The 24,544-nt window shown below is 56.2% G+C and carries 25 protein-coding genes; 11 read left to right on the top strand and 14 right to left on the bottom strand.

Features of this window, described 5'->3' with window-relative positions; all coding sequences use genetic code 11:
• Positions 1–49: 49 nt before the first annotated feature.
• Positions 50–1,762, bottom strand: coding sequence for a DEAD/DEAH box helicase (locus RYA97_RS01600; RefSeq protein ID WP_011169210.1), 1,713 nt, complete (start codon positions 1,760–1,762; stop codon positions 50–52).
• Between the two features lie 421 nt (positions 1,763–2,183).
• Entirely contained in the window at positions 2,184–2,945 is a 762-nt protein-coding gene (locus tag RYA97_RS01595; RefSeq protein WP_002554539.1) for a spermidine synthase, read from the bottom strand.
• A 171-nt stretch (positions 2,946–3,116) separates the two neighbouring features.
• Here RYA97_RS01595 and RYA97_RS01590 point away from each other — a divergent pair, with 171 nt between their 5' ends.
• Positions 3,117–4,463: a class II 3-deoxy-7-phosphoheptulonate synthase gene (locus RYA97_RS01590; RefSeq protein ID WP_002554540.1), complete on the top strand. Its 1,347-nt coding sequence runs from the start codon at positions 3,117–3,119 to the stop codon at positions 4,461–4,463.
• 18 nt (positions 4,464–4,481) lie between these two features.
• Here the strand turns inward: RYA97_RS01590 and RYA97_RS01585 are convergent, their stop codons facing one another.
• Complete coding sequence (locus RYA97_RS01585) at positions 4,482–4,715, bottom strand: DUF1127 domain-containing protein (protein ID WP_005744682.1); 234 nt, start codon at positions 4,713–4,715, stop codon at positions 4,482–4,484.
• Between the two features lie 460 nt (positions 4,716–5,175).
• Here RYA97_RS01585 and RYA97_RS01580 point away from each other — a divergent pair, with 460 nt between their 5' ends.
• The 3 genes from RYA97_RS01580 to RYA97_RS01570 all read left to right on the top strand — a co-directional run bounded on the left by RYA97_RS01580 (position 5,176) and on the right by RYA97_RS01570 (position 8,280).
• On the top strand, positions 5,176–6,306 hold the full coding sequence (locus RYA97_RS01580) for a hypothetical protein (protein ID WP_016981417.1): 1,131 nt from the start codon (positions 5,176–5,178) through the stop codon (positions 6,304–6,306).
• Positions 6,303–7,340: a glycosyltransferase family 4 protein gene (locus tag RYA97_RS01575; protein WP_005744686.1), complete on the top strand. Its 1,038-nt coding sequence runs from the start codon at positions 6,303–6,305 to the stop codon at positions 7,338–7,340. The genes RYA97_RS01580 and RYA97_RS01575 overlap by 4 nt, the downstream gene beginning before the upstream one ends.
• Before the next feature lie 85 nt (positions 7,341–7,425).
• The gene (locus tag RYA97_RS01570; protein WP_029240944.1) at positions 7,426–8,280 is read left to right on the top strand and encodes a LysR substrate-binding domain-containing protein; all 855 of its coding nucleotides are present in this window, start codon (positions 7,426–7,428) and stop codon (positions 8,278–8,280) included.
• Here the strand turns inward: RYA97_RS01570 and RYA97_RS01565 are convergent.
• Positions 8,270–9,016 carry a sulfite exporter TauE/SafE family protein gene (locus RYA97_RS01565; RefSeq protein WP_039847302.1) on the bottom strand — a complete coding sequence of 249 codons (747 nt, stop codon included), beginning with the start codon at positions 9,014–9,016 and terminating at the stop codon, positions 8,270–8,272. The genes RYA97_RS01570 and RYA97_RS01565 overlap by 11 nt on opposite strands.
• A gap of 189 nt (positions 9,017–9,205) precedes the next feature.
• Here RYA97_RS01565 and RYA97_RS01560 point away from each other — a divergent pair, with 189 nt between their 5' ends.
• The 3 genes from RYA97_RS01560 (at position 9,206) to RYA97_RS01550 (ending at position 11,399) form a co-directional block, all read left to right on the top strand.
• Positions 9,206–9,679: a MarR family winged helix-turn-helix transcriptional regulator gene (locus RYA97_RS01560; RefSeq protein WP_002554546.1), complete on the top strand. Its 474-nt coding sequence runs from the start codon at positions 9,206–9,208 to the stop codon at positions 9,677–9,679.
• 240 nt (positions 9,680–9,919) lie between these two features.
• Positions 9,920–10,339 carry an organic hydroperoxide resistance protein gene (locus RYA97_RS01555; protein WP_004657344.1) on the top strand — a complete coding sequence of 140 codons (420 nt, stop codon included), beginning with the start codon at positions 9,920–9,922 and terminating at the stop codon, positions 10,337–10,339.
• A 40-nt stretch (positions 10,340–10,379) separates the two neighbouring features.
• A complete protein-coding gene (locus RYA97_RS01550) occupies positions 10,380–11,399 on the top strand; it encodes an alpha/beta hydrolase (protein ID WP_316891762.1) in 1,020 nt (339 codons plus the stop codon).
• Positions 11,400–11,490: 91 nt separating this feature from the next.
• Here the strand turns inward: RYA97_RS01550 and RYA97_RS01545 are convergent, their stop codons facing one another.
• Both RYA97_RS01545 and earP read right to left on the bottom strand, forming a co-directional pair.
• Positions 11,491–12,060, bottom strand: coding sequence for an elongation factor P (locus tag RYA97_RS01545; protein ID WP_005744690.1), 570 nt, complete (start codon positions 12,058–12,060; stop codon positions 11,491–11,493).
• Positions 12,061–12,159: 99 nt separating this feature from the next.
• Complete coding sequence (earP, locus tag RYA97_RS01540) at positions 12,160–13,296, bottom strand: elongation factor P maturation arginine rhamnosyltransferase EarP (RefSeq protein WP_316891760.1); 1,137 nt, start codon at positions 13,294–13,296, stop codon at positions 12,160–12,162.
• Between the two features lie 150 nt (positions 13,297–13,446).
• Here earP and RYA97_RS01535 point away from each other — a divergent pair, with 150 nt between their 5' ends.
• The 3 genes from RYA97_RS01535 (at position 13,447) to RYA97_RS01525 (ending at position 14,661) form a co-directional block, all read left to right on the top strand.
• Positions 13,447–13,845, top strand: coding sequence for a hypothetical protein (locus RYA97_RS01535; RefSeq protein ID WP_004667822.1), 399 nt, complete (start codon positions 13,447–13,449; stop codon positions 13,843–13,845).
• A 3-nt stretch (positions 13,846–13,848) separates the two neighbouring features.
• On the top strand, positions 13,849–14,331 hold the full coding sequence (locus RYA97_RS01530) for an elongation factor GreAB (protein WP_005744692.1): 483 nt from the start codon (positions 13,849–13,851) through the stop codon (positions 14,329–14,331).
• Between the two features lie 123 nt (positions 14,332–14,454).
• Entirely contained in the window at positions 14,455–14,661 is a 207-nt protein-coding gene (locus tag RYA97_RS01525) for a hypothetical protein (protein WP_002554553.1), read from the top strand.
• Positions 14,662–14,733: 72 nt separating this feature from the next.
• Here the strand turns inward: RYA97_RS01525 and RYA97_RS01520 are convergent, their stop codons facing one another.
• Complete coding sequence (locus tag RYA97_RS01520) at positions 14,734–16,011, bottom strand: aromatic amino acid transport family protein (protein WP_005782569.1); 1,278 nt, start codon at positions 16,009–16,011, stop codon at positions 14,734–14,736.
• A gap of 443 nt (positions 16,012–16,454) precedes the next feature.
• On the opposite strand from RYA97_RS01520, the gene RYA97_RS01515 reads away from it, so the two are divergent.
• Positions 16,455–17,024 carry a TetR/AcrR family transcriptional regulator gene (locus RYA97_RS01515; RefSeq protein WP_004657326.1) on the top strand — a complete coding sequence of 190 codons (570 nt, stop codon included), beginning with the start codon at positions 16,455–16,457 and terminating at the stop codon, positions 17,022–17,024.
• Between the two features lie 104 nt (positions 17,025–17,128).
• Here RYA97_RS01515 and RYA97_RS01510 read toward each other — a convergent pair whose 3' ends face one another.
• From RYA97_RS01510 to ihfB, 7 genes are all read right to left on the bottom strand, one after another.
• On the bottom strand, positions 17,129–17,476 hold the full coding sequence (locus RYA97_RS01510; protein WP_002554556.1) for a ComEA family DNA-binding protein: 348 nt from the start codon (positions 17,474–17,476) through the stop codon (positions 17,129–17,131).
• Between the two features lie 159 nt (positions 17,477–17,635).
• Positions 17,636–19,630, bottom strand: a complete 1,995-nt coding sequence (locus RYA97_RS01505; protein WP_004665954.1) for a polysaccharide biosynthesis protein — start codon at positions 19,628–19,630, stop codon at positions 17,636–17,638.
• 99 nt (positions 19,631–19,729) lie between these two features.
• Positions 19,730–20,746, bottom strand: a complete 1,017-nt coding sequence (locus RYA97_RS01500) for an MraY family glycosyltransferase (RefSeq protein ID WP_004657318.1) — start codon at positions 20,744–20,746, stop codon at positions 19,730–19,732.
• Positions 20,739–21,719, bottom strand: a complete 981-nt coding sequence (locus RYA97_RS01495; RefSeq protein ID WP_316891757.1) for an SDR family oxidoreductase — start codon at positions 21,717–21,719, stop codon at positions 20,739–20,741. The genes RYA97_RS01500 and RYA97_RS01495 overlap by 8 nt, the downstream gene beginning before the upstream one ends.
• A gap of 257 nt (positions 21,720–21,976) precedes the next feature.
• Entirely contained in the window at positions 21,977–23,413 is a 1,437-nt protein-coding gene (locus RYA97_RS01490) for an MBL fold metallo-hydrolase (protein ID WP_316891755.1), read from the bottom strand.
• A gap of 421 nt (positions 23,414–23,834) precedes the next feature.
• The gene (locus RYA97_RS01485; RefSeq protein WP_004657309.1) at positions 23,835–24,077 is read right to left on the bottom strand and encodes a lipopolysaccharide assembly protein LapA domain-containing protein; all 243 of its coding nucleotides are present in this window, start codon (positions 24,075–24,077) and stop codon (positions 23,835–23,837) included.
• 24 nt (positions 24,078–24,101) lie between these two features.
• Positions 24,102–24,398, bottom strand: a complete 297-nt coding sequence (gene ihfB, locus RYA97_RS01480) for an integration host factor subunit beta (RefSeq protein ID WP_002554561.1) — start codon at positions 24,396–24,398, stop codon at positions 24,102–24,104.
• Positions 24,399–24,544 lie beyond the last annotated feature (146 nt).

Below are 24,544 nucleotides of genomic sequence, written 5' to 3'. Positions count from 1 at the left end.
CCCCGAACCAGTCGGGGATTTTTTATTGACCTATCAGCTCAAAAGCCGATCAGTCTTCGCGATAGCGACGCAGCTTGAGCTGCTTGCCAGCAACACGGGTGTCCTTGAGCTTGGTCAGCAGACGCTCAAGACCATCTTCCGGCAGCTCGACCAGGCTGAAGCTGTCACGCACCTGGATGCGGCCGATAGCTTCGCGGGCCAGGCCGCCTTCGTTGAGGATGGCACCCAGCAGGTTCTTGGCAGCGATACCATCACGCGCACCCAGCGCGGTACGGCAACGAGCACGGCCTTCGGCCAGCGGGACCGGCGCACGACGCTCACGCTCAGGACGATCACCGCGATCGCTGCTGCCGCTACGCTCTGGACGATCACCGCGGGGAGCGTTGTTCGGAACCAGCGGGCGCTCGCGCTCGATAGCTGCCAGGGTCAGAGCCTGACCGTTGGTAGCCTTGCGCAGCAGTGCAGCAGCAAGGGCACGCGGGCTGCAACCGATGTCGGCAGTCAGACGATCCAGCAGATCGCCATGAGTCGATTCGGCATCGGCAACCAGTGGCGACAGGCTGTTGGTCAGTTTCTTGATGCGGGCATCCAGAACGGCCTGGGCATCCGGCAGGCGGACTTCAGCAACCTTCTGACCGGTTACACGCTCGATCACCTGCAGCATACGGCGCTCGCGAGGAGTTACCAGCAGCAGTGCACGACCTTCGCGACCGGCACGACCGGTACGGCCGATACGGTGAACGTAGGACTCTGGATCGTAAGGCATGTCCACGTTGAATACGTGGGTGATACGCGGAACGTCAAGACCACGGGCAGCAACGTCGGTCGCTACAACGATGTCCAGACGGCCATCCTTGAGGGAATCGATAACGCGCTCGCGCTGGTTCTGAGCGATGTCACCGTTCAGTGCAGCAGCCTTGTAGCCTTTGGCTTCAAGGGCGCTTGCCAGGTCCAGGGTCGCCTGCTTGGTGCGGACGAACATGATCAGGGCGTCGAAGTCTTCGACTTCCAGCAGGCTCAGTACAGCGGAGGTCTTCTGGTCAGCGTGAACCAGCAGGTGAGCCTGCTCGATCGCGGTAACGGTCTGGGTCTTGGTCTGGATCTTGACGTGCTTCGGATCGCGCAGATGGCGCTCGGCGATGGCACGGATCGACTGTGGCAGCGTTGCCGAGAACAGTACGGTCTGGCGGGTTTCAGGCATGGCCTTGAAGATGACTTCGAGGTCGTCCATGAAGCCCAGCTTGAGCATTTCGTCCGCTTCATCGAGAACCAGATGGTTCACGGTTGCCAGGACTTTCTCGTCACGACGCAGGTGGTCGCAGAGACGGCCCGGGGTGGCGACAACGATTTGTGCGCCGTTGCGGATGGCCTTGAGCTGCGGGCCCATTGGCGCGCCGCCGTAGACCGCTACAACGGTTACGCCCGGCATTTGTTTGGCGTAGGTCTCGAACGCGGTGGCAACCTGAAGTGCCAGTTCGCGGGTCGGGGCCAGGATCAGTGCTTGCGGCTCGCGCTTGCTCGGGTCGATGCGATGCAGGATAGGCAGTGCGAACGCGGCGGTTTTACCCGTACCGGTTTGCGCCTGACCAATCATGTCGTGACCGGCGAGAATAATCGGGATCGATTGCTGCTGAATGGCCGAAGGCTCTTCGTAGCCAGTGGCGACGACTGCTGCAACGATATTTGGATGAAGTTCGAGAGCGGCGAAGCCGCCGATTTCCTGGGTCATGGGTCTGCCTCTAGTGCATCCGCAAAGACCCATGCTTCAAAGCTGCGCGTGCCGTGTACGACCTTGAGGTCACCCTGGCTGCTTTGTCGGCGGGGATTTGCGAAAACGTTTGATGAATGGATCGTCCAGGCTAGTCCGTTGTGCGAACAAGCAACCGAAGCTGGCTTCGGGGTACTGCAATACCTTGACGAGGGCCCTGTTAAGGCCGGCGCGCACTATACCGGAAATACGCACCTTAGTGAGTCTTTTTTTGCGAAACATTGCGCCATCCTTGAGCAACCCAAGCCCCTTGGTCCGGGCAGAGGGCTGGCCGACAAGGGCGCGGGCCCGAGATTGCGGGCGTTGCCGCTTAAACGTTTAATCTGCTCTTGCGGATGGCCGGTATCCCGACCTGCGGGGTGTGGCGAATTGTCTCACCCCTGATTTCAGACCAGCCAGCACATGCCTCGCCCGCTCAGGTCGCGGAACGGACCGCCCTGATCAACGACTCCAGCGAGTACCCAAGATGCGGCGCAAGTGCCTCGGCACGCGAACTCAGTGCCTCGATATCCAGCGTCTGATCGAGGTCGGCAGGCACGATCAGAATGACGTTGCCCTCCTTTACCGGCAGCTCCCAGTAATGACGGTGGTACAAACCCCGCAGCAAGGCCGCGCCCAGCGGTTTACCGTCGTCGGTGGCCCACTGGTTGATGATCAGCCAGCCACCGGGATTGAGGCGTTGCTGGCAGCCCTGCAAAAAATTCCAGGCCAAATGCCCGACGCCCGGCCCGACATCGGTGTACAGGTCGACAAAGATCAGGTCGGCAGGCTCTGCGCTGTCCAGCAACTCCAGCGCATCGCCGATGCGGATATACAGACGCGGATCGTCATCGAGCCCCATGAACTCCATGGCCAGGCGCGGCACATCAGGGCGCAGCTCGATGACTTCCACGTCTTCAAGCGGCAGGAACTTCATGCAGGCCTGGGTCAGCGTACCCGCACCCAGCCCCAGAAACAGCGCGCTGTCCGGCGCATCGTGACACAGTGCGCCGATCAGCATCGCGCGGGTGTAGTCGTATTCCAGCCAGCTCGGGTCAGCCGTAAACGTGCAGCTCTGCTCGATGGCCTCGCCAAACTCCAGAAAGCGATAATCCTCTACTTCCAGCACGCGGATCATGCCGAAGTCGTCGTGGACCTCGGCCAGAATTCGTTCTACGCGCTCACGCTCTTCCGTCATTACCGTTCCTGGTCATCGCTGCGCCGAGCGCAAAACGCGAATTGTCGGGCAAGCGCGCGGCTTTGTCACACATTGCCGGGCGTGATGCCGTCCCGGTGGTCTGCCCTACGCTGGCAGAGCAACAGCGAACTGCTAACATGCGGACCCGATTGCACAACCCTAGAGCCAATAATGAGCCAACCCTGGAGCCCCGACAGCTGGCGGGCACTGCCGATTCAGCAGCAACCTCACTACCCTGATGCCGCGCATCTGTTGAAGGTCGAACAGACCCTGGCCAGCTATCCGCCGCTGGTGTTTGCCGGCGAAGCCCGAGAGTTGCGCCGCCAGTTTGCCGAAGTGACCCAGGGTCGCGCGTTCCTGCTACAGGGCGGCGACTGCGCGGAAAGCTTCATGGAGTTTTCCGCAGCCAAGATTCGCGACACGTTCAAGGTGCTGCTGCAGATGGCCATCGTCATGACCTTCGCCGCCGGTTGCCCGGTGGTGAAAGTCGGACGCATGGCCGGACAATTTGCCAAGCCTCGCTCGGCCAACGACGAAATCATCGACGGCGTAACGCTCCCTGCGTATCGCGGTGACATCGTCAACGGTATCGGTTTCGATGAGAAAAGCCGTGTGCCGGACCCCGAACGCCTGCTGCAAGCCTATAACCAGTCCACCGCCACCCTGAACCTGCTGCGCGCCTTCGCACAGGGCGGGTTTGCCGACCTGCATCAGGTACACAAGTGGAATCTGGACTTCATTGCTAACTCGGCGCTGGCCGAAAAATACAGCCAGCTGGCCGGACGCATCGATGAAACGCTCGCGTTCATGCGCGCCTGCGGCATGGACAGTTCGCCGCAACTGCGTGAAACCAGCTTTTTCACCGCCCACGAGGCATTGCTGCTCAATTACGAAGAAGCCTTCGTGCGGCGCGACAGCCTGACCAATGATTACTACGATTGCTCGGCACACATGCTGTGGATCGGCGACCGTACCCGGCAACTGGATGGCGCGCATGTCGAATTCCTGCGTGGGGTGAACAACCCGATCGGCGTCAAGGTCGGCCCGAGCATGAACACTGACGACCTGATTCGCCTGATCGACATCCTTAACCCGGACAACGATCCGGGCCGTCTCAATCTGATCGCGCGGATGGGTGCCAACAAGGTCGGCGATCACCTGCCACAGCTGATTCGTGCGGTTGAGCGCGAAGGCCGCAAAGTGCTGTGGAGCTCCGATCCGATGCATGGCAACACCATCAAGGCCAGCAGCGGCTACAAAACCCGCGACTTTGCGCAGATCCTCGGCGAAGTGAAGCAGTTCTTTCAGGTGCATCAGGCTGAAGGCACTTATGCCGGAGGCATCCATATCGAAATGACCGGGCAAAACGTCACCGAATGCATCGGCGGCGCCCGCCCCATCACCGAAGATGGCCTTTCGGATCGCTACCACACCCACTGCGACCCGCGCATGAACGCCGATCAGTCACTGGAGCTGGCGTTCCTGATTGCCGAAACCCTGAAGCAGGTCAGGCGCTAAGCAGAGCAAACCGCCCGCTCAGCGCTTGAGCGGGTCATCCCAAAACGGACGCTCGGCTTCCTGCTGAATGTCGGCCCTGCTCAGCCCCAGGTCCTTAAGCGTGTCATCACTCATCTGCGCCAGATAGCGGCGCTGACGATGCAGCTCCAGCCAGCGCTGCAAGTGATGCTTCAACCACACCAATGCCTTGCCAGGCTGAGCATGCCCGGCAGCCCTTGCGATCAATACACACTCTTTTTGACCATTCATCATCTTGCCCTCCGTGTGAGATGACTAAAGTCTCGCGCCTGACCCAAGATCAATCCAACGAATGTTTCTTATGCAATACATCTTTGAAATTGATGTATTGATCGACCCAAATGTGCTGCCGCTCACACCGGCAGTCGATAATTATTTAAGTGCCCACTTGCCCCGACAGACAGATAACCAATATATAAAAACCCAAGCCAGACATGCAGCAACCTTACAGCAAGCCAAACGCTTTCGTTATTACAGAATAGACTAGCGTTTCAATTGACAGGCCCCGTGAACGTTCTAGAATTCTGAAAACAGCTTCTTGGGTAACTACTATAAAAACCATTATACCAATGCCCATTATAAAAACGGCTGACACCCGTCCATTGAAGATAATAGCTAACCACTGAGGGTGCTAAGAGACGCCCCCTAAACGAGAAGACGTGCATCGGTAATATGTGGCGTTCTGGAGAAACACATGGGCATGGAAGCCAATCGCATTTTATTCAACGCCGAACCGTTTGGATTCGGTCCCTCTGCGGCAATTGCCGCCATTGCACCTTACTTTATAGGCAGCGGCTGCCATGCCTACGCGGGTGAAGGGCACTCACTGGATCTGCAAAAGCACCTTCCCTATCGAAAAATCCATGACATGACCGGAAGCAGCCCGAGAGACTGGGATAAATTAATCTCTGATGTCGATATCGTTGTAACAGCCATGGATCTCGACATAGCAATTCGATCACTGTCCTTAGGTAAACGCGTTGTTTTTTATGATGCCTTGACCTGGTGCTGGCAAGCAGAAACACGCTGGCCCCGCATCGAAGAACTTATTCACCGCCCTCGCTTGCTTTATATTGCCCAGAACTTTATAGGCGTAGTTGAACGCCTGGCGGGCATAAAATCAAAAAATCACTTTGTCGTCCCGCCCATTACATCCCGAGCCAGGTACGCACCTCGAAATAGCCAGTCCAACGTTGTCCTGCTTAATCTGGGCGGACTTAAGAACCCTTATACCGATGAGGCGATGCTTATCGACTTTGCCCGCGCGATTACGCTCGCCTTGCGTGCAGCACTCGATCAGGGGGTGAAGCTTCACATCGCCACCAGCCAAACAATCGCAGAAGCACTGGCATCAGACGATGCCAGCACTTACCCCCTTACGGAGGTCGCCCGGATGATGCATGACTGCCAATTTGCAGTTTGTACACCTGGCTTGGGCAACATCTACGAATCGGCTGTTATGCAAACACCGGTCATATGGCTGCCGCCGGTCAACAATACGCAAGGCCTTCAGCTGGCTCATCTGCGCAACGCCGGTATGGTTGACGCGGAGCTAGGCTGGGAAACGCTGGGCGTCAACATTGATTACACAACATCCACACAAACCTGTCTGGCTAGCATCGACGAGGCAATTTCAACACTGGGAGACATTGAGCGAAGTGCCGTTCTCAATGAAAAAATGGCAGTTGCAGTTGCCCGCATGCGCCAGTGCACAGGCGGCAAGACTTCTCGGCTGATCGAACGCTTCGGCAGCGGAGGTGACGCAGTGGCCGCTCAAAAAATCAGGGAATGGATAAACGTACCCGAAAACGGAGATCGCTTATGAAAATTGCCCAGGTTGCCCCTTTGTTCGAGGCGGTCCCGCCTCAACGCTACGGAGGTACGGAGCGAGTGGTGTCCTACCTCACTGAGGCACTTGTTGAACTAGGCCACCAAGTGACGTTGTTCGCCAGCGGCGACTCATTGACGTCTGCAGAGCTTGATGCAGTCTGGCCCGCCGCTCTGAGGCTCGATTACGGAAGCTTCGACGTCATCAGCCCGCACCTGGTCATGATGGAACGCGTGAGGCGTCGTGCGCAGGAGTTCGACATTATTCACTTCCACCTGGACTTCTACCCCTTCTCCCTGTTCAGCCGCCAGCCCACACCGTTTGTTACCACCTTGCATGGTCGAGTCGATCTGCCCGCACTCAAACCGGTGTTCAACACCTTTGCAGACATGCCGCTTATTTCGATTTCCAACGCTCAACGCAATGATCTGCCAGCCGCCAACTGGGTGGGCACGGTGTATCACGGCTTGCCGCTACAACTCCATACACCCCGGCAAGTGGAAAGGACATACCTTGCTTTTCTGGGACGAATCACGCCTGTGAAGCAAGTCGATGCGGCCATTCGCATCGCCCAACAATGCGATATCCCCATCAAGATTGCTGCCAAGATAGACGCCGTTGACAGCGCTTACTTTGAACGAGACATACGTCCGCTATTGGATTCTCCGCTGGTCGAATACATAGGTGAGATCAATGAGCAGGAAAAAACCACTTTCCTGTCAGGTGCCTTGGCACTTTTGTTTCCTATTGATTGGCCAGAGCCTTTCGGTCTGGTCATGATCGAGGCAATGGCGTGCGGTACTCCAGTGATCGCATTTCCCTCCGGCTCAGTCCCGGAAGTCATAGAAGACGGAGTCACAGGCTTCGTTGTCCGCAACGAAGCAGAAGCGGTAGCCGCCGTCCATAAGGTGGGCCAGCTATCTGCCATGCGAATACGCGAGCAGTTTCAAAAGCGTTTTTCAGCGCGTCAAATGGCCGAAAACTATGTCCATGCCTATCAGTCACTCATTGACCGGTCCTCATCCTGTTAAAAGTCGTCATCGCAAAAAATAGAGCTGACGCATAAGATCAGCTTGAAGAATGTTTCTTATGCAGTCCATCTGGGAGATTGATGGTTTGGCCAGCTATCCAGGCATCGATACAGAGCTGCTTCGTACCTTTGTGGCAATTGCCGACCACGGCGGTTTCACCCGCGCAGGTGAAGCCGTGAACCGCACTCAATCGGCGGTCAGCATGCAAATGAAGCGTCTGGAGGAGGATGTCGTACAGCGTCAACTGTTCCAGCGTGAAGGCCGGACCCTGAACCTGACGGCAGAGGGGCAAGTGTTACTTGGCTATGCGCGGCGCATCCTCAAGCTGCACAGTGAGGTGTTCAATACGCTGCGCGAGCCACACATGATCGGGGTGGTAAAAATCGGCTCGCCCGATGACTACGTGATGCGCTTTCTGCCCGGCATTCTTTCGCAGTTCGCGCAGGCCTACCCGCTGGTTCAGGTAGAGGTGCATTGCGAACCGTCCGACCTGCTGCTACAACGCAATGACCTGGACCTGACCATCGTTACGCGCAAGCCCGGCACCGAGATCGGTACGCTGTTGCGTCATGAGCGTCTGGTCTGGATGGAAGCCAGCGGTTTTGCTCCGCATGAGCAAAACCCCATTCCGCTGGCGATGTTCAATACGCACTGCTTCTGTCGCGACTGGGCATGCAACGCACTGGACAGCGTGGAGCGTGATTACCGCATCGCCTACAGCAGCTCCAGCATGGCAGCAATCACAGCAGTGGTCAGCGCGGGCCTGGCAGTCACTGCACAGTTTCAAAGCCTGATCACTGCAGATTTGCGCATCATCGGCGCGGCCGAACAATTGCCCGAGCTGCCAACGGCCAGCATCGTACTGCTGCGCAATCCGAAAAACCCCTCGCCCATCACCGAATGCATGGCCGACTACATCATCGACGGCTTCAAACCTTGAGCGCGAGAATGACTGCGCAGAGCACCAGAAACACGCAGAACATCAGGCGCAGCGTTCGCTCCGGCAGCGAATGCGCCAGTTTGACACCCCAACTGATGCTCGCCAGACCACCAATGGCCAATGGAATGCCCATCGACCAGTTGACGTGATCGTGCAGCGCGTAGGTAACCAGCGTGATCCCGGTGCTCGGGGCTGCGAGGGACAGCGCCAACCCTTGCGCCACAACCTGTGTCGTGCCAAACACGCTGGTAAGAATTGGCGTGGCCACCACTCCCCCGCCAACGCCAAACAGACCTCCGGTCATACCGGACCCGACGCCCAGCAGCCATAGCCATTTTTCGTGGCGCAACCCGCTACCGGCCTGATGGCCGCGCCAATACATCTGCGCCACGTTGAACACGGTCAGAACCACTAGAAAGCCGACAAAGCCCAGGCGCATGCTTTGCGGATCCACGCGCACCGCCAGCAGCGACGTCAGCCAGGCAAAAATAAAACTGGGAACAATCAACGTCAACGCATTACGCAGCAAAATCCGGTTGCGCTGGTTATAGCGCCACAAGGCGAGTAACACGTTAGGCAGCACCATCAACAACGCTGTCCCTTGCGCCAGCTGCTGATCCAGACCGAACAGCACACCCAGCGCGGGAATTGCCACAAGACCACCACCGATTCCGAACAGCCCCCCCAGGGTGCCCATCGCTGCACCCAGTAACACAAACATCACAATTTCAATCACACTACGTCCCCGCCCAGTCAATGGCCAAATGCTACGCAGTCCTGCGCGCAACCAACACCCGGTGTTACCTGTTTTTTTTGCGCGCGGCGCGAACTGTCAGCGCTTTGAGCCTGCACACTCGAAATTATCTGGCACATTAAAGAATGCAACACTAAGTTAAACTCATTCGACTGAGTTTGAGGACCTGATATGAGTGCCGAAGAAAACCCTGCCCACGCTGCACCTGCCGATTGCGATTCGCTGCTGCTGGATAACCAATTGTGCTTCGCCCTGTATTCCACCTCATTGATGATGACCAAGGTTTACAAACCGCTGCTGCAGGCGCTTGGGCTGACCTATCCGCAGTATCTGGCAATGATGGTGCTGTGGGAAAAAGACGGCCTTACCGTAGGTGATGTCAGCACGCGCCTGCTCACCGATCCGGGTTCTCTGACACCTTTGCTCAAGCGTCTTGAGGGCGAGGGCTTTATCAGCCGCACCCGCAGCAAGGAGGACGAACGCGTGGTATTGCTGCACCTGACTGAACAAGGTCGTGCACTGCAACACCAGGCACTGAGCATACCCGGCTGTATTCTGTCGGCGAGCGGCCTGAACATGGAAAGGCTTCGTGACCTGCAGACACAGTTGCTGGACTTGCGTGACCATCTGCACCAGAGCCTTTAAGACAAAGGGTCACGCCCACCCGGACTGACCTGTTGCTCGTCTCGCCAAAGCCCCGCACATCAAGGGGCTGGCAAGATTTACAGCTGCCCGCCCTGGTAGCTTTCCTCCTCCGGAAAAAACCTCTTTCGACTTTTCGCAAAATTTAGCTTGCGCGCTAACTATCCTTGGACTACCTTTGCCCTGCACTTAGTTAGCGCGCAAGTATTTTGCGCAATGAAACCTACCGAACGAGGAAAAATCATGGACACTCTTTACACCGCAGTTGCAACCGCCACAGGCGGCCGTGATGGTCGTGCCGTATCCAACGACAAGATTCTCGACGTCAAACTCGCCACTCCGAAAGAGCTTGGCGGTGCTGGCGGCGCAGCCACCAACCCGGAGCAACTGTTCGCTGCCGGTTATTCGGCCTGCTTCATCGGTGCCCTGAAATTTGTCGCCGGTCAGAGCAAACGCAGCATCCCGGCAGACGCCTCGATCACCGCCCACGTAGGGATTGGCCAGATTCCTGGTGGTTTCGGTCTGGACATCGACCTGCATGTCAGCCTGCCCGGCCTTGAACAAGCCGACGCTCAGCAACTGGTCGATGCCGCTCACGTGGTCTGCCCTTATTCCAACGCCACACGCGGCAACGTCGATGTGCGCCTGCATGTAACCGTCTAACCCACCGGCCATAGATACGAACATGAGCAAGGGAACGAACATGAAGACCTTCAGCAAAGTCATGACGGGTACGCTTCTCGCACTGTCCATCGGCAGCGCGTTTGCCGCAGGCGATCCCGCCATCGAGCACAACACTCAGGCTTTTCTCGATGCCTTGAATTCGGGCACTGGCAAGCCCATTGAGCAGTTGTCGCCGAAAGATGCCAGGGCCGTGCTGGTAGGAGCACAGGCAGGGGTCAAACTGACGCTGCCCAAAGCCGATGTCAGCGAAAAGACCATCAACGTCGATGGCCAGCCGATCAGCCTGAATATCGTGCGCCCTGCTGGCGTAAAAGGGACCTTGCCGGTTTTCATGTTCTTCCACGGCGGCGGCTGGGTACTGGGTGATTTCCAGACCCACGAGCGACTGGTCCGCGACCTGGTCGTCGGCTCGGGCGCGGTAGCGGTGTTCGTCAATTACACGCCTTCACCCGAAGCGCATTATCCGACGGCGATCAACCAGGCTTACGCAGCAACCAGATGGGTAGCTGAGCACGGCAAGGAAATCAACGTCGACGGTAAGCGCCTGGCTGTGGCGGGTAACAGCGTGGGCGGCAACATGGCAGCGGTCGTTGCACTGATGGCCAAAGAAAAAGGCACTCCGGCGCTCAGGTATCAGGTGCTTCTGTGGCCGGTGACTGACGCCAACTTTGATAACGATTCATACAACCAATACGCCGAAGGCCACTTCCTGACCCGTAACATGATGAAGTGGTTCTGGGACAACTACACCACCGATGCCGCGCAACGCAACGAGATCTACGCCTCGCCGCTGCGCGCCACCACCGAGCAACTGAAAGGTCTGCCAGCGGCGCTGATTCAGACCGCCAGTGCCGACGTGCTGCGTGATGAAGGCGAAGCCTATGCGCGCAAGCTGGACCAGGCGGGCGTGCCGGTCACGGCGGTACGTTACAACGGCATGATCCATGACTACGGTCTGCTCAACGTGGTCAGCCAGGTCCCGGCTGTTCGCTCAGCCATCCTGCAGGCGTCTCAGGAGTTGAAAGAACACCTGAAATAGCGCCCGAAATAACGGCAGGGGCTCAAACTTCAGCCGTAAAAAAACCCGCAGCAATGCGGGTTTTTTGCGTAACGGGGTTACAAAACCATGCTTACTTCGCACGACCTTTGTAGGAACCGCCTTCACGGGTATCGATCTCGATCATGTCGCCGATTTCGATGAAGTCAGCAACGCTCAGCTCGGTACCGTTTTTCAGTTTGGCAGGCTTCATGACCTTGCCCGACGTGTCGCCACGAGCGGAGCCTTCGGTGTAGTCGACCTGACGCACGATAGTGGTCGGCAGTTCTACGGAAACCAGACGGTCTTCGAAGAATACGGCTTCACAAACGTCGGTCATGCCTTCTTCGACGAAAGGCAGAACGCTTTCGATGTCTTCGGCGTTCAGCTCGTACATGGTGTAGTCAGTGGTGTCCATGAACGTGTAGGTGTCACCGCTGATGAAAGACAGAGTGGCTTCCTTGCGATCGAGGATCACATCGTCCAGCTTGTCGTCGGCGCTGTAAACGATCTCGGTCTTGTAACCGGTCAGCAGGTTTTTCAGCTTGGTCTTCATGATTGCGCTGTTACGACCGGATTTGGTGAATTCAGCTTTCTGAACCAGCCAAGGATCTTTTTCGAGACGGATCACGGTACCGGGTTTCAGCTCTTTACCAGTTTTCATTGCATATATCCGAATTTGGATGGAATTAACCAAAGGCTCTGTACGAGAAACAGCCTGCGCAGGCCTTTTTCGTACAGAGTCTTGTATCAAGGCCGCGTATCATAGCGAATTTCCATAAAACTGCACCAGCGCCGTGGCAAGATCAGTCTGTGCGGCTTGTTGCAGGCACCAGTGCCCGGCGTGCTTTTCAATTTCAGCCCAGTGTTCGGTGAGTGCCAGCCAGCTTTCGCCCAGGTCGCTGCCGATATTCCAGTTCTGCCAGAACTGATTCACAGCATGCGCTGCCTCAGGCGCAAGATCCGCCAGGTAGAGCGCTAAAAACGCATCAAGCTTGGGCAGGTGCGCGTCGTCTTCCTGCTGATAGATGTGCCAGAGCATCGGCCGCCCCGCCCATTGCGCACGGACGAATGAATCTTCGCCACGCACGACGTTGAAATCGCAGCTCCACAGCAGTTGGTCGTAGCGCTCCTGGCGGATGAACGGTAACACCTGAACCGTCAGCCCTCCCCTTACCTGCATGAAACCTGCGTGTAACTCATCGTCGACGCCCAGCCAGCGCCGCAGATCGGCGAGAATGCGTCCCTCCGGCACCAGCAGGTGATTCGGCCGAGTGTCGCTGGCCAGCGCGTCAAGCCAGCTGCCCAGCCCGGGATTTTCATAGGCAAATACCGAGATCAAGCGGGCATCAGGCAACGGCTCGACACCCAACCCCTGCAAGAAACCTTGCCTCGCGGCCTTGTCTTGCTGAAATCGCTGGCGCTGTTCGATCAGGTTTCTTTCGCGCAGCAGGCCACCCGTGGCGTCGGAAAATCCGGGAAAGAAAAAGAACTTCTTCAAACCGTTCAACTGTGGCGAAGGCAAACCGTGGCAACCCGAGACCCAGTCTTCGGCGCTGAGGTACTCGAGGTTCAACCACAGCGGCCTTGGCGAACGCTGCAGCATCGATTCGGTATAGGCAGGCGGCAGGCGGCAGGCAAAGGCCTCGATGACCACGTCAGGAATATCGCTGTTTACCCATTCAGCGGGCCATTGGCACACCCTCACACCCTCTTGCCATTGCTGCAGAGCCTGAGGATCAGCGTTGGGGCACAAGCGAATGAAAGCCGACAGGTCGTCGATCCATAAACGCACGTGCAGCTCCTGCTCGGCAACCAGTTGGCGTGCCAGACGCCAGGTCACGCCGGCATCACCGTAGTTGTCGACTACGCTGCAAAAAATGTCCCACGAGACTTTCATCGTGGCTCCCTGAGGCTGGATGGCAAAAACGTTGATTGTCGTTCAGAACGCCCCGTTGCCACCAGCCTGATGCCACTGGACAGCACAGTTTTCATGCCCGGCCATCAGGCATGGCACAATCGCATCTGTTGCCCTGCAAGGAATTCAGCCATGTCATCCACTACCCGCCGTCGCGACCTGTATGTGTCGTTGAAATTGATTGTCTGCATTGCGCTGGGTATCTGGCTGGGCGCAATGGCGGTCTTCCTGACCGCTCTGCTGTATTACAAGAGCCTGCCCCCGGCGCAAACCCAGGCGTTGGAAAACGCCGCCGCCCAGCTCACCGCCCCGCCTGCGCAAAAAACTGCCGCGCCGTCCGGCCCGGAGACTGAAATGTTCCGCAAATACGAGCAAAGCCTGCGTGAAAGCGAGGCCCGTCAGGCCCGTGAACAGGCTCAGGAACAACAACAGCGCACCTTCAACCGTTCCAAGTGTGATTTCTGGATACAGCAGGACCGCACTGCGCCGAGCGAAAAAAGTCGCGCCAGCATCAATCAGTACTGCGGATAAACCATGAACAAGCAGGACGTGCTGCAATCGATCATCGACAAGCTGGAAATCGATCTGGACATCGCGCAACGGGCGGCACAGACCGCCTACGAAACGGCAACCCACGAAGAGAATATTGCCGAGAACAAATACGACACGCTGGGACTGGAAGCATCGTATCTGGCAGCAGGCCAGGCACGACGTGTCGAGGAGATTCGCCAGTCGCTGGCGGCGTATCGGAAATGGTCGCTCAAGCCATTCGATGAATCACGCGGCATTCAGACCGGTGATCTGATCGCTGTCGAAGCCTTGGGCGGTCAGACGCAATACCTGTTTCTCGGCCCTGATGCTGCTGGCCTGAAGGTCAGCGCAGGTGAACAACTGGTCACGGTCATCACTGCCAAGGCACCGCTGGGGCAGAGCTTGCTGGGAAAATTCGAAGACGATGCCGTACAGATTGTCATCAACGGCAGCGGACAATCCTATGAGATCACACAAACGATGTGACGCACCCGGCATCTGCAGGGTTGATTGCACCAAGTTTTTGTGGGTAAGGTGAAGCGTCGCAATCACCACCGCAACCGGGGCAACATCAAAGCAAACAAGGACTAAAACCCAAGGAGATTTTTCATGACGAACGTCATCGCTTTCCCTGACGCCCATGAACGTGATCGCCTGAAGTCCAGTCAAGATCCGGCGTTGAGATACCTGAACAAGAAAGAGCGACAGTTGATCGACCAACTGCGTTCCACCAGCCATGCGGGACGCCAGTACGTCTATGACTATGCCAGCATCATGCATTTGTCCAGGCCGTTGTATCCCGAACCTGTGGATTGACCCTGATTGCAGAACCTGGCCAAACGCTGCGCCGGTATATCGGCGCAGCTTTCTGGGTTATGTCTGCCGGGTTCAGCGTGTCAGCGAAAAGATCAGTGCAGAGATCGCCACCACACCGGCGGCCACCACAAAGTAGTTCGACCATGCACCTGCATATTTGCGCATGGCTGGCACCTTGTAGATAGCGTACATCGGCATCAGGAACAGCAGAGCTGAAATCACCGGCCCGCCCAGGGTCTCGATCATGCCCAGAATGCTCGGGTTCAGCGTTGCGACCAGCCAGCACACCACCAGCATGAAGACTGCTGTCAGACGATCCAGAGCCTTTGGTGCAGGACGACGCCCGGTTTTCAGAACCAGCCCTTTCAGGCCCTCGCTTGCACCGATGTAGTGGCCGAGAAACGACTTGGAAATAGCCACGAACGCAATCAGCGGTGCCACGAAGGCGATGGTCGGGTTGTTGAAGTGGTTGGCCAGGTAGGAGAGGATCGAAATGTTCTGTGCTTTGGCCTCAGCCAATTGGGCTGGCGACAGCGTCAATACGCAGCTGAACACGAAAAACAGCACCATCACCACCATCAAACCGTGGGCACGGGCCAGTATCTGCGAACTGCGTACCTCGGCGTTTTCTCCATACTGACGTTTTTGATCAACGGCAAACGCCGAGATGATCGGCGTGTGGTTGAAAGAAAACACCATTACCGGAATGGCCAGCCACAAAGTAGGCAGGAACGCCGAAGGCTCGGGAAAGGTGGTCGCGGTACTCAGGATGCCACCAGTCCAGTGCGGAATCAGGAATACCGCCAGAAACAGCAGTGCGACGATGAACGGGTAAACCATCAGGCTCATGGCCTTGACGATGATCCGCTCGCCACAACGCACCACGGCCAGCAGGCCCATGATCAGCACGAACGCCAGCGCTGCGCGTGGCGGCGGCGCTATGTGCAACTGATGCTCAAGAAAACTGCCCACGGTATTGGTGAGGGCCACGCTGTAGATCAATAGGATCGGAAAGATCGCAAAAAAATACAGCAAGGTGATCATCGCGCCGGCGCTTTTGCCGAAATGCTGCTCGACCACTTCAGTGATATCGGCCCCTTCACGCCCGGACAATACGAAACGGGTCAGCCCGCGGTGAGCATAGAACGTCATGGGAAACGCCAGCAGCGCCAGCGCCATCAGTGGCCAAAAACCACCGATGCCTGCATTGATGGGCAGGAACAGCGTACCTGCGCCAATGGCAGTACCGAACAGTCCGAGCATCCAGGTGGTGTCATTACGGTTCCAAGAGGCGATGCTCTCGGGAGCTACATCCAGGCGTTCTACGACGCCGTTAGCCTGATCATTCATCCGGTCGACTCTCCGTGGCCGGTTTATCAAAAAGGGCAGCGCGTCGAAAAAGCCGGCAGTTCAGCGCTCCCCTCGAAAACAGCGGGCGAGATTCTCCGGGATTAACGCCAGAAGTCAAAGGCTTGTAGGACAACAATTTCCGGACTGTAGGCAGGTAAACCCGTGCACGCCTTCTGCATAAAGGGCTGGCGAATGATCGACCTCTTGTCGACGACGTCGTGGTTTTACAGGACAGCGCGCTCAGTGAGCACCCGTGCCTGCATTCTGCGCGGGAACAGTTTGCGTTTTTCAGCCAGCCTCACTCATTAGCTGGATAAGCAGACAGGCGTTCTTTCACTTGATTCCGGTACAAGTTCTCATCACGATTGAAAGCCTGCTGCATCGATTCATCTATCCATGTATAAATGCTGTTACACATTGGCCCATCTCTGGAGACTCAGCGCATGCGTTACGCGCTCGATCATAAGGCCCAAACCCATCAACGTATCGTCAAGGAAGCGTCCATGCGCTTTCGTCGCGACGGCATTGGTGCTACGGGCTTACAACCTTTGATGAAGGCACTAGGCTTGACCCATGGCGGTTTCTACGCGCATTTCAAATCCAAGGATGATCTTGTTGAACAGGCACTGAGTCACGCCCTCGACAATGTAAAAGGAATCACCAGCGACGTTTTCGCCAGACAGGACTCGCTCAGTGAATTCATTGATCTCTACCTCTCTTTGGACAGTCGCGATCCACCAGACGGCGGCTGTCCGCTGCCGACCATGTGCCTGGAACTGGGTCAGCGCGACCAGCCCAGCGCGACGACGGATAAAATCATTCTTCACTTGCTGGAACTGTTCGATCAGTCTCTGTCGCAGACGGGTACTGAATCCAAGAGCCTGCCAGTACTGTCTACCCTGGTAGGCGGCGTGGTACTCGCCCGCAGTGCTTTTAACGAAGAATTGTCGCAGCGCATTCTGGACACGACCCGGGACTATCTCAAACAGGAGATAAAGAAGAGCGCCAACTGACTTATCGAAAGCAGAACGTTATCAAGATCCGTTCTCGATAAAGCGTGCATAAACAGACAGGCCGATCATCGATCGGCCTGTCTGTTTAGTGGATAGAGCAAGGGTTAATCAATTGCCAGCTTCTCGCGATTCCTCTCCAGAATAGCCTTGCCAATGCCCTTTACTTCGATCAATTCATCGACGGAGGTAAACTCGCCATTGGCGTCCCGGTAAGCAACGATGGCATCGGCCTTGTTTTTTCCTATACCCGCCAGTTCTTTCTGAAGCATTTGCGCATCAGCGGTATTGAGATTGACCTTATCGTTACGTTGCTCGTGAACGGCAGCGGGCGCTGCGTTTTCCATGGTGGCGGGCGACACGGCGGAGGAAGACGGTGCCGCAGTGGCGTTGACCGCAACCGAGGCACTGGTAAGCAAGGCAAAGATCAAAGCACTGAAGATACGGGTTCGCATAGATAAGGCTCCATAACAGTTAAAGGCAGCATTTCACATGCTGTGCCTGAAACTTAGAGCACTGCTGCCGCCTGGAAAAGAAGTCGAGCGTTGCTGTCTATGTCCAGATCAATCAACGTATGTCTGCCGTTGCCGGGCACTCGGTAATCGTTGATCAAATCACGGTTCGCCGCTGCGCTCCTGATACATCCAGTCAACGATTTCACCTTCCGGCGCATACCCGTTTACGGTTTCTCGCAGTAATTGACGCACGCTGTTGTAATCGTCGCGGTCCACCGCATCCAGCAGTTTTACAAGACGGCCCTTCAAGACATCCCACTGCAGGAAATCTTCATTCGCACTCATGATCATCGGGTGCTCGGTGGCAACGACGTTGTCCCCGATCAACAGCTCTTCATAGAGCTTTTCACCAGGACGCAGCCCGGTGAATTCGATGGAGATATCTCCCTGCGGGTTTTTCTCGGAGCGAATGGACAGACCGGACAGGTGGATCATTTTCTCGGCCAGTTCGACAATCTTGACCGGCTCGCCCATGTCCAGAACGAACACATCCCCACCATGCCCCATGGAACCCGCCTGAATGACCAGCTGCGCGGCCTCGGGGATGGTCATGAAGTAACGGGTGATCTTGGGATGCGTCACCGTCAACGGTCCGCCTGACTGGATCTGCTTGTGAAACAGCGGAATAACCGAACCGGACGACCCGAGCACATTGCCGAAACGAACCATTGTGAAGCGCGTCTTGTTGACCTGATAAACGTTGGCCTTGTCACCGAATATCACCGGCGCGGTCTCGCGACTCAGCGCCTGCAGTATCAGTTCGGCAAGGCGCTTGGTGCTGCCCATCACGTTGGTCGGGCGCACTGCCTTGTCGGTGGAAATCAGAACGAAGTTGGAAACACCCGCCTGCAACGCCGCCTGTGCGGTATTGAGCGTACCGACGACGTTATTGATGACTCCCTCGGCAATATTGTGCTCGACCATAGGGACATGCTTGTAGGCTGCAGCGTGATAGACCGTGTCGACCTTCCAGGTTTTCATGATCGACAGCAGCTTGGGGTGATTGCGTACCGACCCGAGTATGGGCAGCAACTTGACCGAGAGAGACTCGCGAGCCGCTCGCTGCTCAAGCTCGGTAAGAATGCTGTAGAGGTTGAACTCGCTGTGGTCGAGCAACAGCAACTGGGTGGGCTGCAACAGTAATATCTGTCGGCACAACTCTGAGCCGATCGAGCCGCCTGCGCCGGTTACCAGCACCGTTTTGCCCTTTATGCAGTGCTCAAGCAGGTTGTCCCGGGCCGGAACTGCATCGCGTCCCAGAAGGTCCGCGATATCGACTTCCTGAAGATCGTCTACCTTGACCCTGCCGGCGGCAAGGTCCATGAAGCCGGGAACGCTTCGTACGTGGAGCGGAAAGCCTTCCAGAAAGCCCAGAATTTCCCGGCGACGCCCGCGCGATGAAGACGGGATCGCCAACAGGATTTCCTGAGCTCCAGTGGAATCTATCATTCGCTGGATATTTCGGGGCTTGTAGACCTGAAGGCCGGAAATCACCCGATTGGAAATCGACTCGTCATCGTCAATGAACGCCACCGGATGCATAAGGCGTCCCATGCGCAAGGCAGCAACCAATTGGTTTCCTGCCGCGCCAGCACCGTAAATGGCGACCTTCTGCAGACCGTTGTCACTCTTGGCAAAGGGTACGTGTTGCGCTGCGGCGAACCAGTCGCCGAGAAAATACTGCCGCATGGCCAGGCGCAGGCCGCCGATCATCACCATGCTCAGCCACCAGTAGTTGAAGATGACCGAGCGCGGCACCAATTGCTGGTGATTGCTGTAAACGTAGACCATGCAACCGAGGATCAGAGAGGACATCGTGACGGCCTTGATGATCGCAATCAGGGCGTCGTTACCGAAATAGCGCATCACCGCGCGGTACATGCCAAAACGAATGAACAATGGGATAGCAGCCAGCGGCGCACTGATGAAAAGCCAGGTATGTTTTTCCAGAGGATTGATCAACTCATCAATTCCCAAGCGCACGACAAATGACATCCACAGCGCGAGCCAGACAAGAAGAACGTCAGCAGCGACCTGAATTATTCGCTTTTTGCGGCGTGGTAGAGCCAGCAAACTGGCCCGCAACCTGCTCATCAATTGTTTAATGCTCCGTTATGATACCGGCTGAACCATCACCTCATACCAGTATCTGTGAAACAGCTACGAGCCTGAGACAACCAGAAAACCGCTTCGTTACCTGATTTCCGCCTCACCGGCGCGGAACCTTAGCGCCAGAAAAACAAGGGGGATGTACGCAATTACCGTCCATATCAGCCCTTCGCCATCGCCCAGTGCTACCCACATCGCAATAGGTAACAACCAGACCAGATTGATCAGCCCCACAGCCAGCGTGACCGGCGAATGCCTGCCGTAATGACGTGACGCGAACTGATAAGCATGGCTGCGATGGGCCTCATAGAGCTTTTCCTTGCGCAACAGACGCCGGACAAGCGTTACCGTGGCGTCGACAATAAACACACCCAGCAGAATCAGCCAGGACCAGAGTAACTGAGGCGAGGCCCAGGAACCCTGAATGGATAGCACACCGAGCACTATTCCGAGAAATCCGCTGCCTGCATCGCCCATGAATATCTTCGCCGGCGGAAAATTCCAATAAAGGAAACCGGCAACGGCGGCGGCCAGCAAAAGCACCTCCAACGACAGCCCGACATAGTCACCGAGCGCATAAATGATGCTCATGCCCAGGCACACCGTAACTGCCTCGATACCGGCGATCCCGTCAATACCGTCCATGAAGTTATAAAGATTCAACATCCATACCAGGTAGAACGCCGCGAGTACCTGGCCGACTGCACCAGGGGTGAATGTCCACCCCATGATCTCAACCGGAGCGAGCCCGTCCAGCCAGAACAACGCCCACGCAGCGGCAAAAAAATGCCCCAGCAGGCGCCATCGTGCGGCGATGTGCCCATGATCGTCCATGAAACCGATCACGGCGACCAACCCTCCCGAGCCGACGATTGCAGCAAAAGCCGATGCAGATAGATCCCCCGCCCAAGCCAGAACTGCCATCGCCATGACAAAGGTAACGACGATAGAAACGCCACCGCCCCTGGGTGTAGGTGTGGAATGTGAGCTGCGGGCATTTGGAACGTCGATCAAACTTCTGGCGAGGGCATACTTGCGCAGCAACGCCGTCAGAAGCAGAGACACAAAGGCAATAGCAATGACTGACAGCCACTCAATCATGTTTGTCGTGTTCCAGATAATATCGAGCAGTATCCTGCATGGCGTGTTCAATACTCACAGGTGGATGCCAGTCCAGCATCGTACAGGTTTTACTGATATCGACCTGCAGCGAGCTGCATAACCGTTGTGAAAAGGCTTTCTTGCCAAGCAATGCAGCAGCGCTTTTCAACAGCCCTGCAGGCACCGGCAGCAAGCGGGCCGGTTTTCCGAGGGCCTTGCTCATTTCACGCAGAAGTCGGGTAGTGGACAGGTAGTCCCCGTCACTGACCAGAAATGTCTGGTCACCTGCAGCAGGATGATCGACGCAGACCATGACCAGATCAGCCAGATTATCCACCGCCACCAGGCTTCGACGATTATTGATTGACCCGAGCGGAAGCGGCAGCCCTTTGTCGAGCCAGCGCATCATGCTCTTGAAGTTGGCCTTGACCCCCGGGCCGTAGACCAGAACCGGACGAATAATCACAACCTGCATACCGGATCGGGCAGAAAGCTCGCGTAGCCCCTCCTCGGCCTTCTGCTTGGAAACGCCATAAGCGTCCAGTGGATTACAGGGATCGTCGGCTCTGAACGGCGCACCGGGATGGGTGAACTCGCCGTTGGCCTTGATGGAGCTGAGGAAGATAAAGCGCCTGACCCCCGCTGCTGCAGCTTGCTCGGCAAGATTCAGCGTCGCAGTGACATTGGCGCGAAAGTATTCCTGATCCGGCTCGTCAGCAGTCTCATTGAGTACATGGACCCGGGCAGCACAATGAATAACTACATGCGCCCCGGTCACCAGATCAGACCATTGGTTATCCGGGGCCAGAGACTCTGCGCTGACAACATTGATGCGTTCTGAAGAGCAGCTATAGGCCCCTCGCACCGCGACCCGAACAGAATGACCGGTGTGCTCGATCAATCGGCGCACCACCGCACTGCCCACGAAACCTGTCGCACCTGTTATTGCAACCAATGCAACATCACCGCTCATGCAAGAACGCCCTTCCAAATTAGCCAAATATTCCGTATATGACGCTTTTTGACAACTGAAATATCTTCAATTCATTTTATAACTTTCCAGCTGGCGTAAGAACCCTTTTCGGCAACGCACCTGAATCAACTGTATAAATCCCTGCATCAATGCCCTCCGGCCTTCAGTGTGGGCCAGAGGTGATTTACACTAAACCGGGTCAGGTGCACACCTCGAAAATTCAATTACACCCCAACCGTAACTAGCGCGCTCGCCCCTCAAGGAATAAGCAGTTCCACGGTTCTTTTTTCAAGCGCGTATTTACGACCCAGAATATTCCCCAGCATCTTTTTCGCAGTTGCCTCGCCATGCACCAGTCGAATCTGCGCAGGCCACTCTTTCATGCCGGTCACGAAACTGACAAGTCCTGCCTGATCCGCATGGGCGGAGTAGCCTTTGGCAGTATGAACCCCTGCGTGGATATCAAAGCGTTCACGATCCAGTTCGACATAGCCACCCAAAGGACCGTGCATCTGAATGGCTGCACCGGGTGTCCCCTTGCCCTGATAGCCGACAAACACCACGTTATGCCTGGCATCGCCCAACATGGCTTTCAGGTAATTGACAATTCTGCCGCCGGCGCACATGCCGTTGCCGGCAATCACGATGGCCGGACGCGCAGTGCTGGTCAGGTAGTTGACGGTACGCAGGTGCTCCTCATGCGTATCGACGGTGATCAGCTGCTCGAAACCCAGCGGCTTTCTGCCAGCGTCAAGCCTTAGCCGGGCATCCTCATCCCAATAGTCTTCGAATGCCTGATAAACCTTCGTGAACCGGTTCGCCAGAGGTGAGTCAAGAATGATCGGCAATCTTGACCAATCGGCAGGCGTTACTTCACCTCCAGCCGGGAGCGCACTGTTTTCGACAGAGTGATTCAACGGCATTTTGCGCCGCAGAATGTCCTCCAGCTCGTAGAGCAATTCCTGAGTACGGCCGATGCTGAACGCAGGTATCAGAACGGTGCCGTTATCTTCGAGTGCCTTGTCAATGATCTGCTCAAGTGCTTGCTGGCGAATGCTGCGATCCTCGTGAAGGCGATCACCGTAAGTGCTTTCCAGAATCAGAACATCCGCGCGCTCCGGAGGCTTGGGGGCGGGCAGAAACGGTGTATGACTTGCCCCCAGATCACCGGAGAACACCACACGCATGGAACGCTCTTGCACAGGGTAATGCAGATCGCACTCGATATAGGCAGAACCGAGTATATGTCCGGCACGCTGCAGACGAACCCGGCAGCGCAATGTTTCGTGATCGACCAGACTGAACCAGTTATCGAATGGCAGCGCGATGATTCTCTTGTTGATGAGCTCCAGGTAGCGCTGTATTTGTTCGGGGTCATGCGCAAACTCGATCTTCAGAATATCTTCCATGACCAGTGGCAGCAGATGAGCACTGGGCTCGCTGCACAGTATGGGTCCCTTGTAGCCAGAGGCCAGCAACTCGGGGATACGCCCGACATGGTCATTGTGCACATGGGTGACCAGCAGCGCCCTGATCGTCTCGGGATCGAACCCGAACGAGGCGGCACGCTCACCGCGCTCCTGCACCGAGCCGCAGTCGATCAACAGGTTACTCGAGGCATCCATACACAGTTGATGGCATGAGCCCGTTACCGTATCGACAGCACCATGATGAATAATTTCCGGATAAGACATGCAGTCACCTTTTCTTGCCAGCCTTCACTTGATGTTTGCAACATCCGGCATCGGATCTGAACAGTAAGTTTCGGCGCATTCTGCACGTGAAAGGCTTATTTTCAAGACTTGACACAAAGCCGTCAGAACAGCAGCAATAGACGCTGCTAAAGAAGATAACCGGATAGCCCTTTAGAATGGGCACCTTAATTAAAAAAGAGAATATTCCTACATACCGAAGTAACTATTCCTCGTAAAACATAAGAATAAACTGACAGAATTATAAGTCGGCTTTTTTTGAAAAATACCGACTATAGACATGAATTACACGCCAGCCTCAAAACGCCGCATGGCATTCAATTGAGCGCAAGGGCGTGGAGAATACGCATATCACGTCGCCAGAAATGCCTGCGGCGACGCCTGATCAGCGCTGCTGTGATGCTCAGACGGAGCGAGGGGAAGGCGCACGTTTTTTTCGAAGACTGGTTATCCATGTCAGCACTGGGCCGATAATCATGCCCAGCAGCAGAGCGAGGACAACAGGCAATGCCAACGGAAGCTGAGGCGCTGACCAGCCGAAAAAAGTTACCGCGACAGATTGCCGGTTTTCAAGAACGAACACGGCTGTTGCCAAAACAGCAAGCAACACGGCGACGATCAAAATGACTCGTTTGAAGATACGCATCTGATGATCCTGTGGTGAATGGCTTCAAAAGCCCTCTTCTTCATCCTCATTGACCCGATCCCGCAGCTCTTTGCCCGGCTTGAAATGCGGGACAAACTTGCCGTCGAGGCTGACCGACTGACCGGTCTTCGGATTGCGCCCTACTCGCGGTGCACGGTAATGCAGCGAAAAGCTGCCAAAGCCCCGAATTTCAATTCGGTCACCGGTCGCCAGGCACTGGGACATTTGTTCAAGCATGGTCTTGATGGCCAGCTCGACATCCTTGGATGAGAGCAGCCCTTGATGGGTGACAATTCGTTCGATCAACTCCGACTTCGTCATATTTTTCCCTTCTTTTTCAAGCAGCTAGATCAGCGCTTGGAAGGTTTTAGCATGACCGGATGAATTTGAACAGCCCATCTATTGACTTATGTTCAACACTGTCTACCAGGCATGAAAAGATTACGCCCACATTACAGGCGAGACGT

Origin of the sequence: Pseudomonas syringae group sp. 26L6 (assembly GCF_032587815.1) — a bacterium.
GTDB lineage: Bacteria > Pseudomonadota > Gammaproteobacteria > Pseudomonadales > Pseudomonadaceae > Aquipseudomonas > Aquipseudomonas amygdali.
The sequence above is the reverse complement of the archived record's forward strand: the minus strand, read 5'-3'. Positions and strand labels throughout refer to the sequence as shown.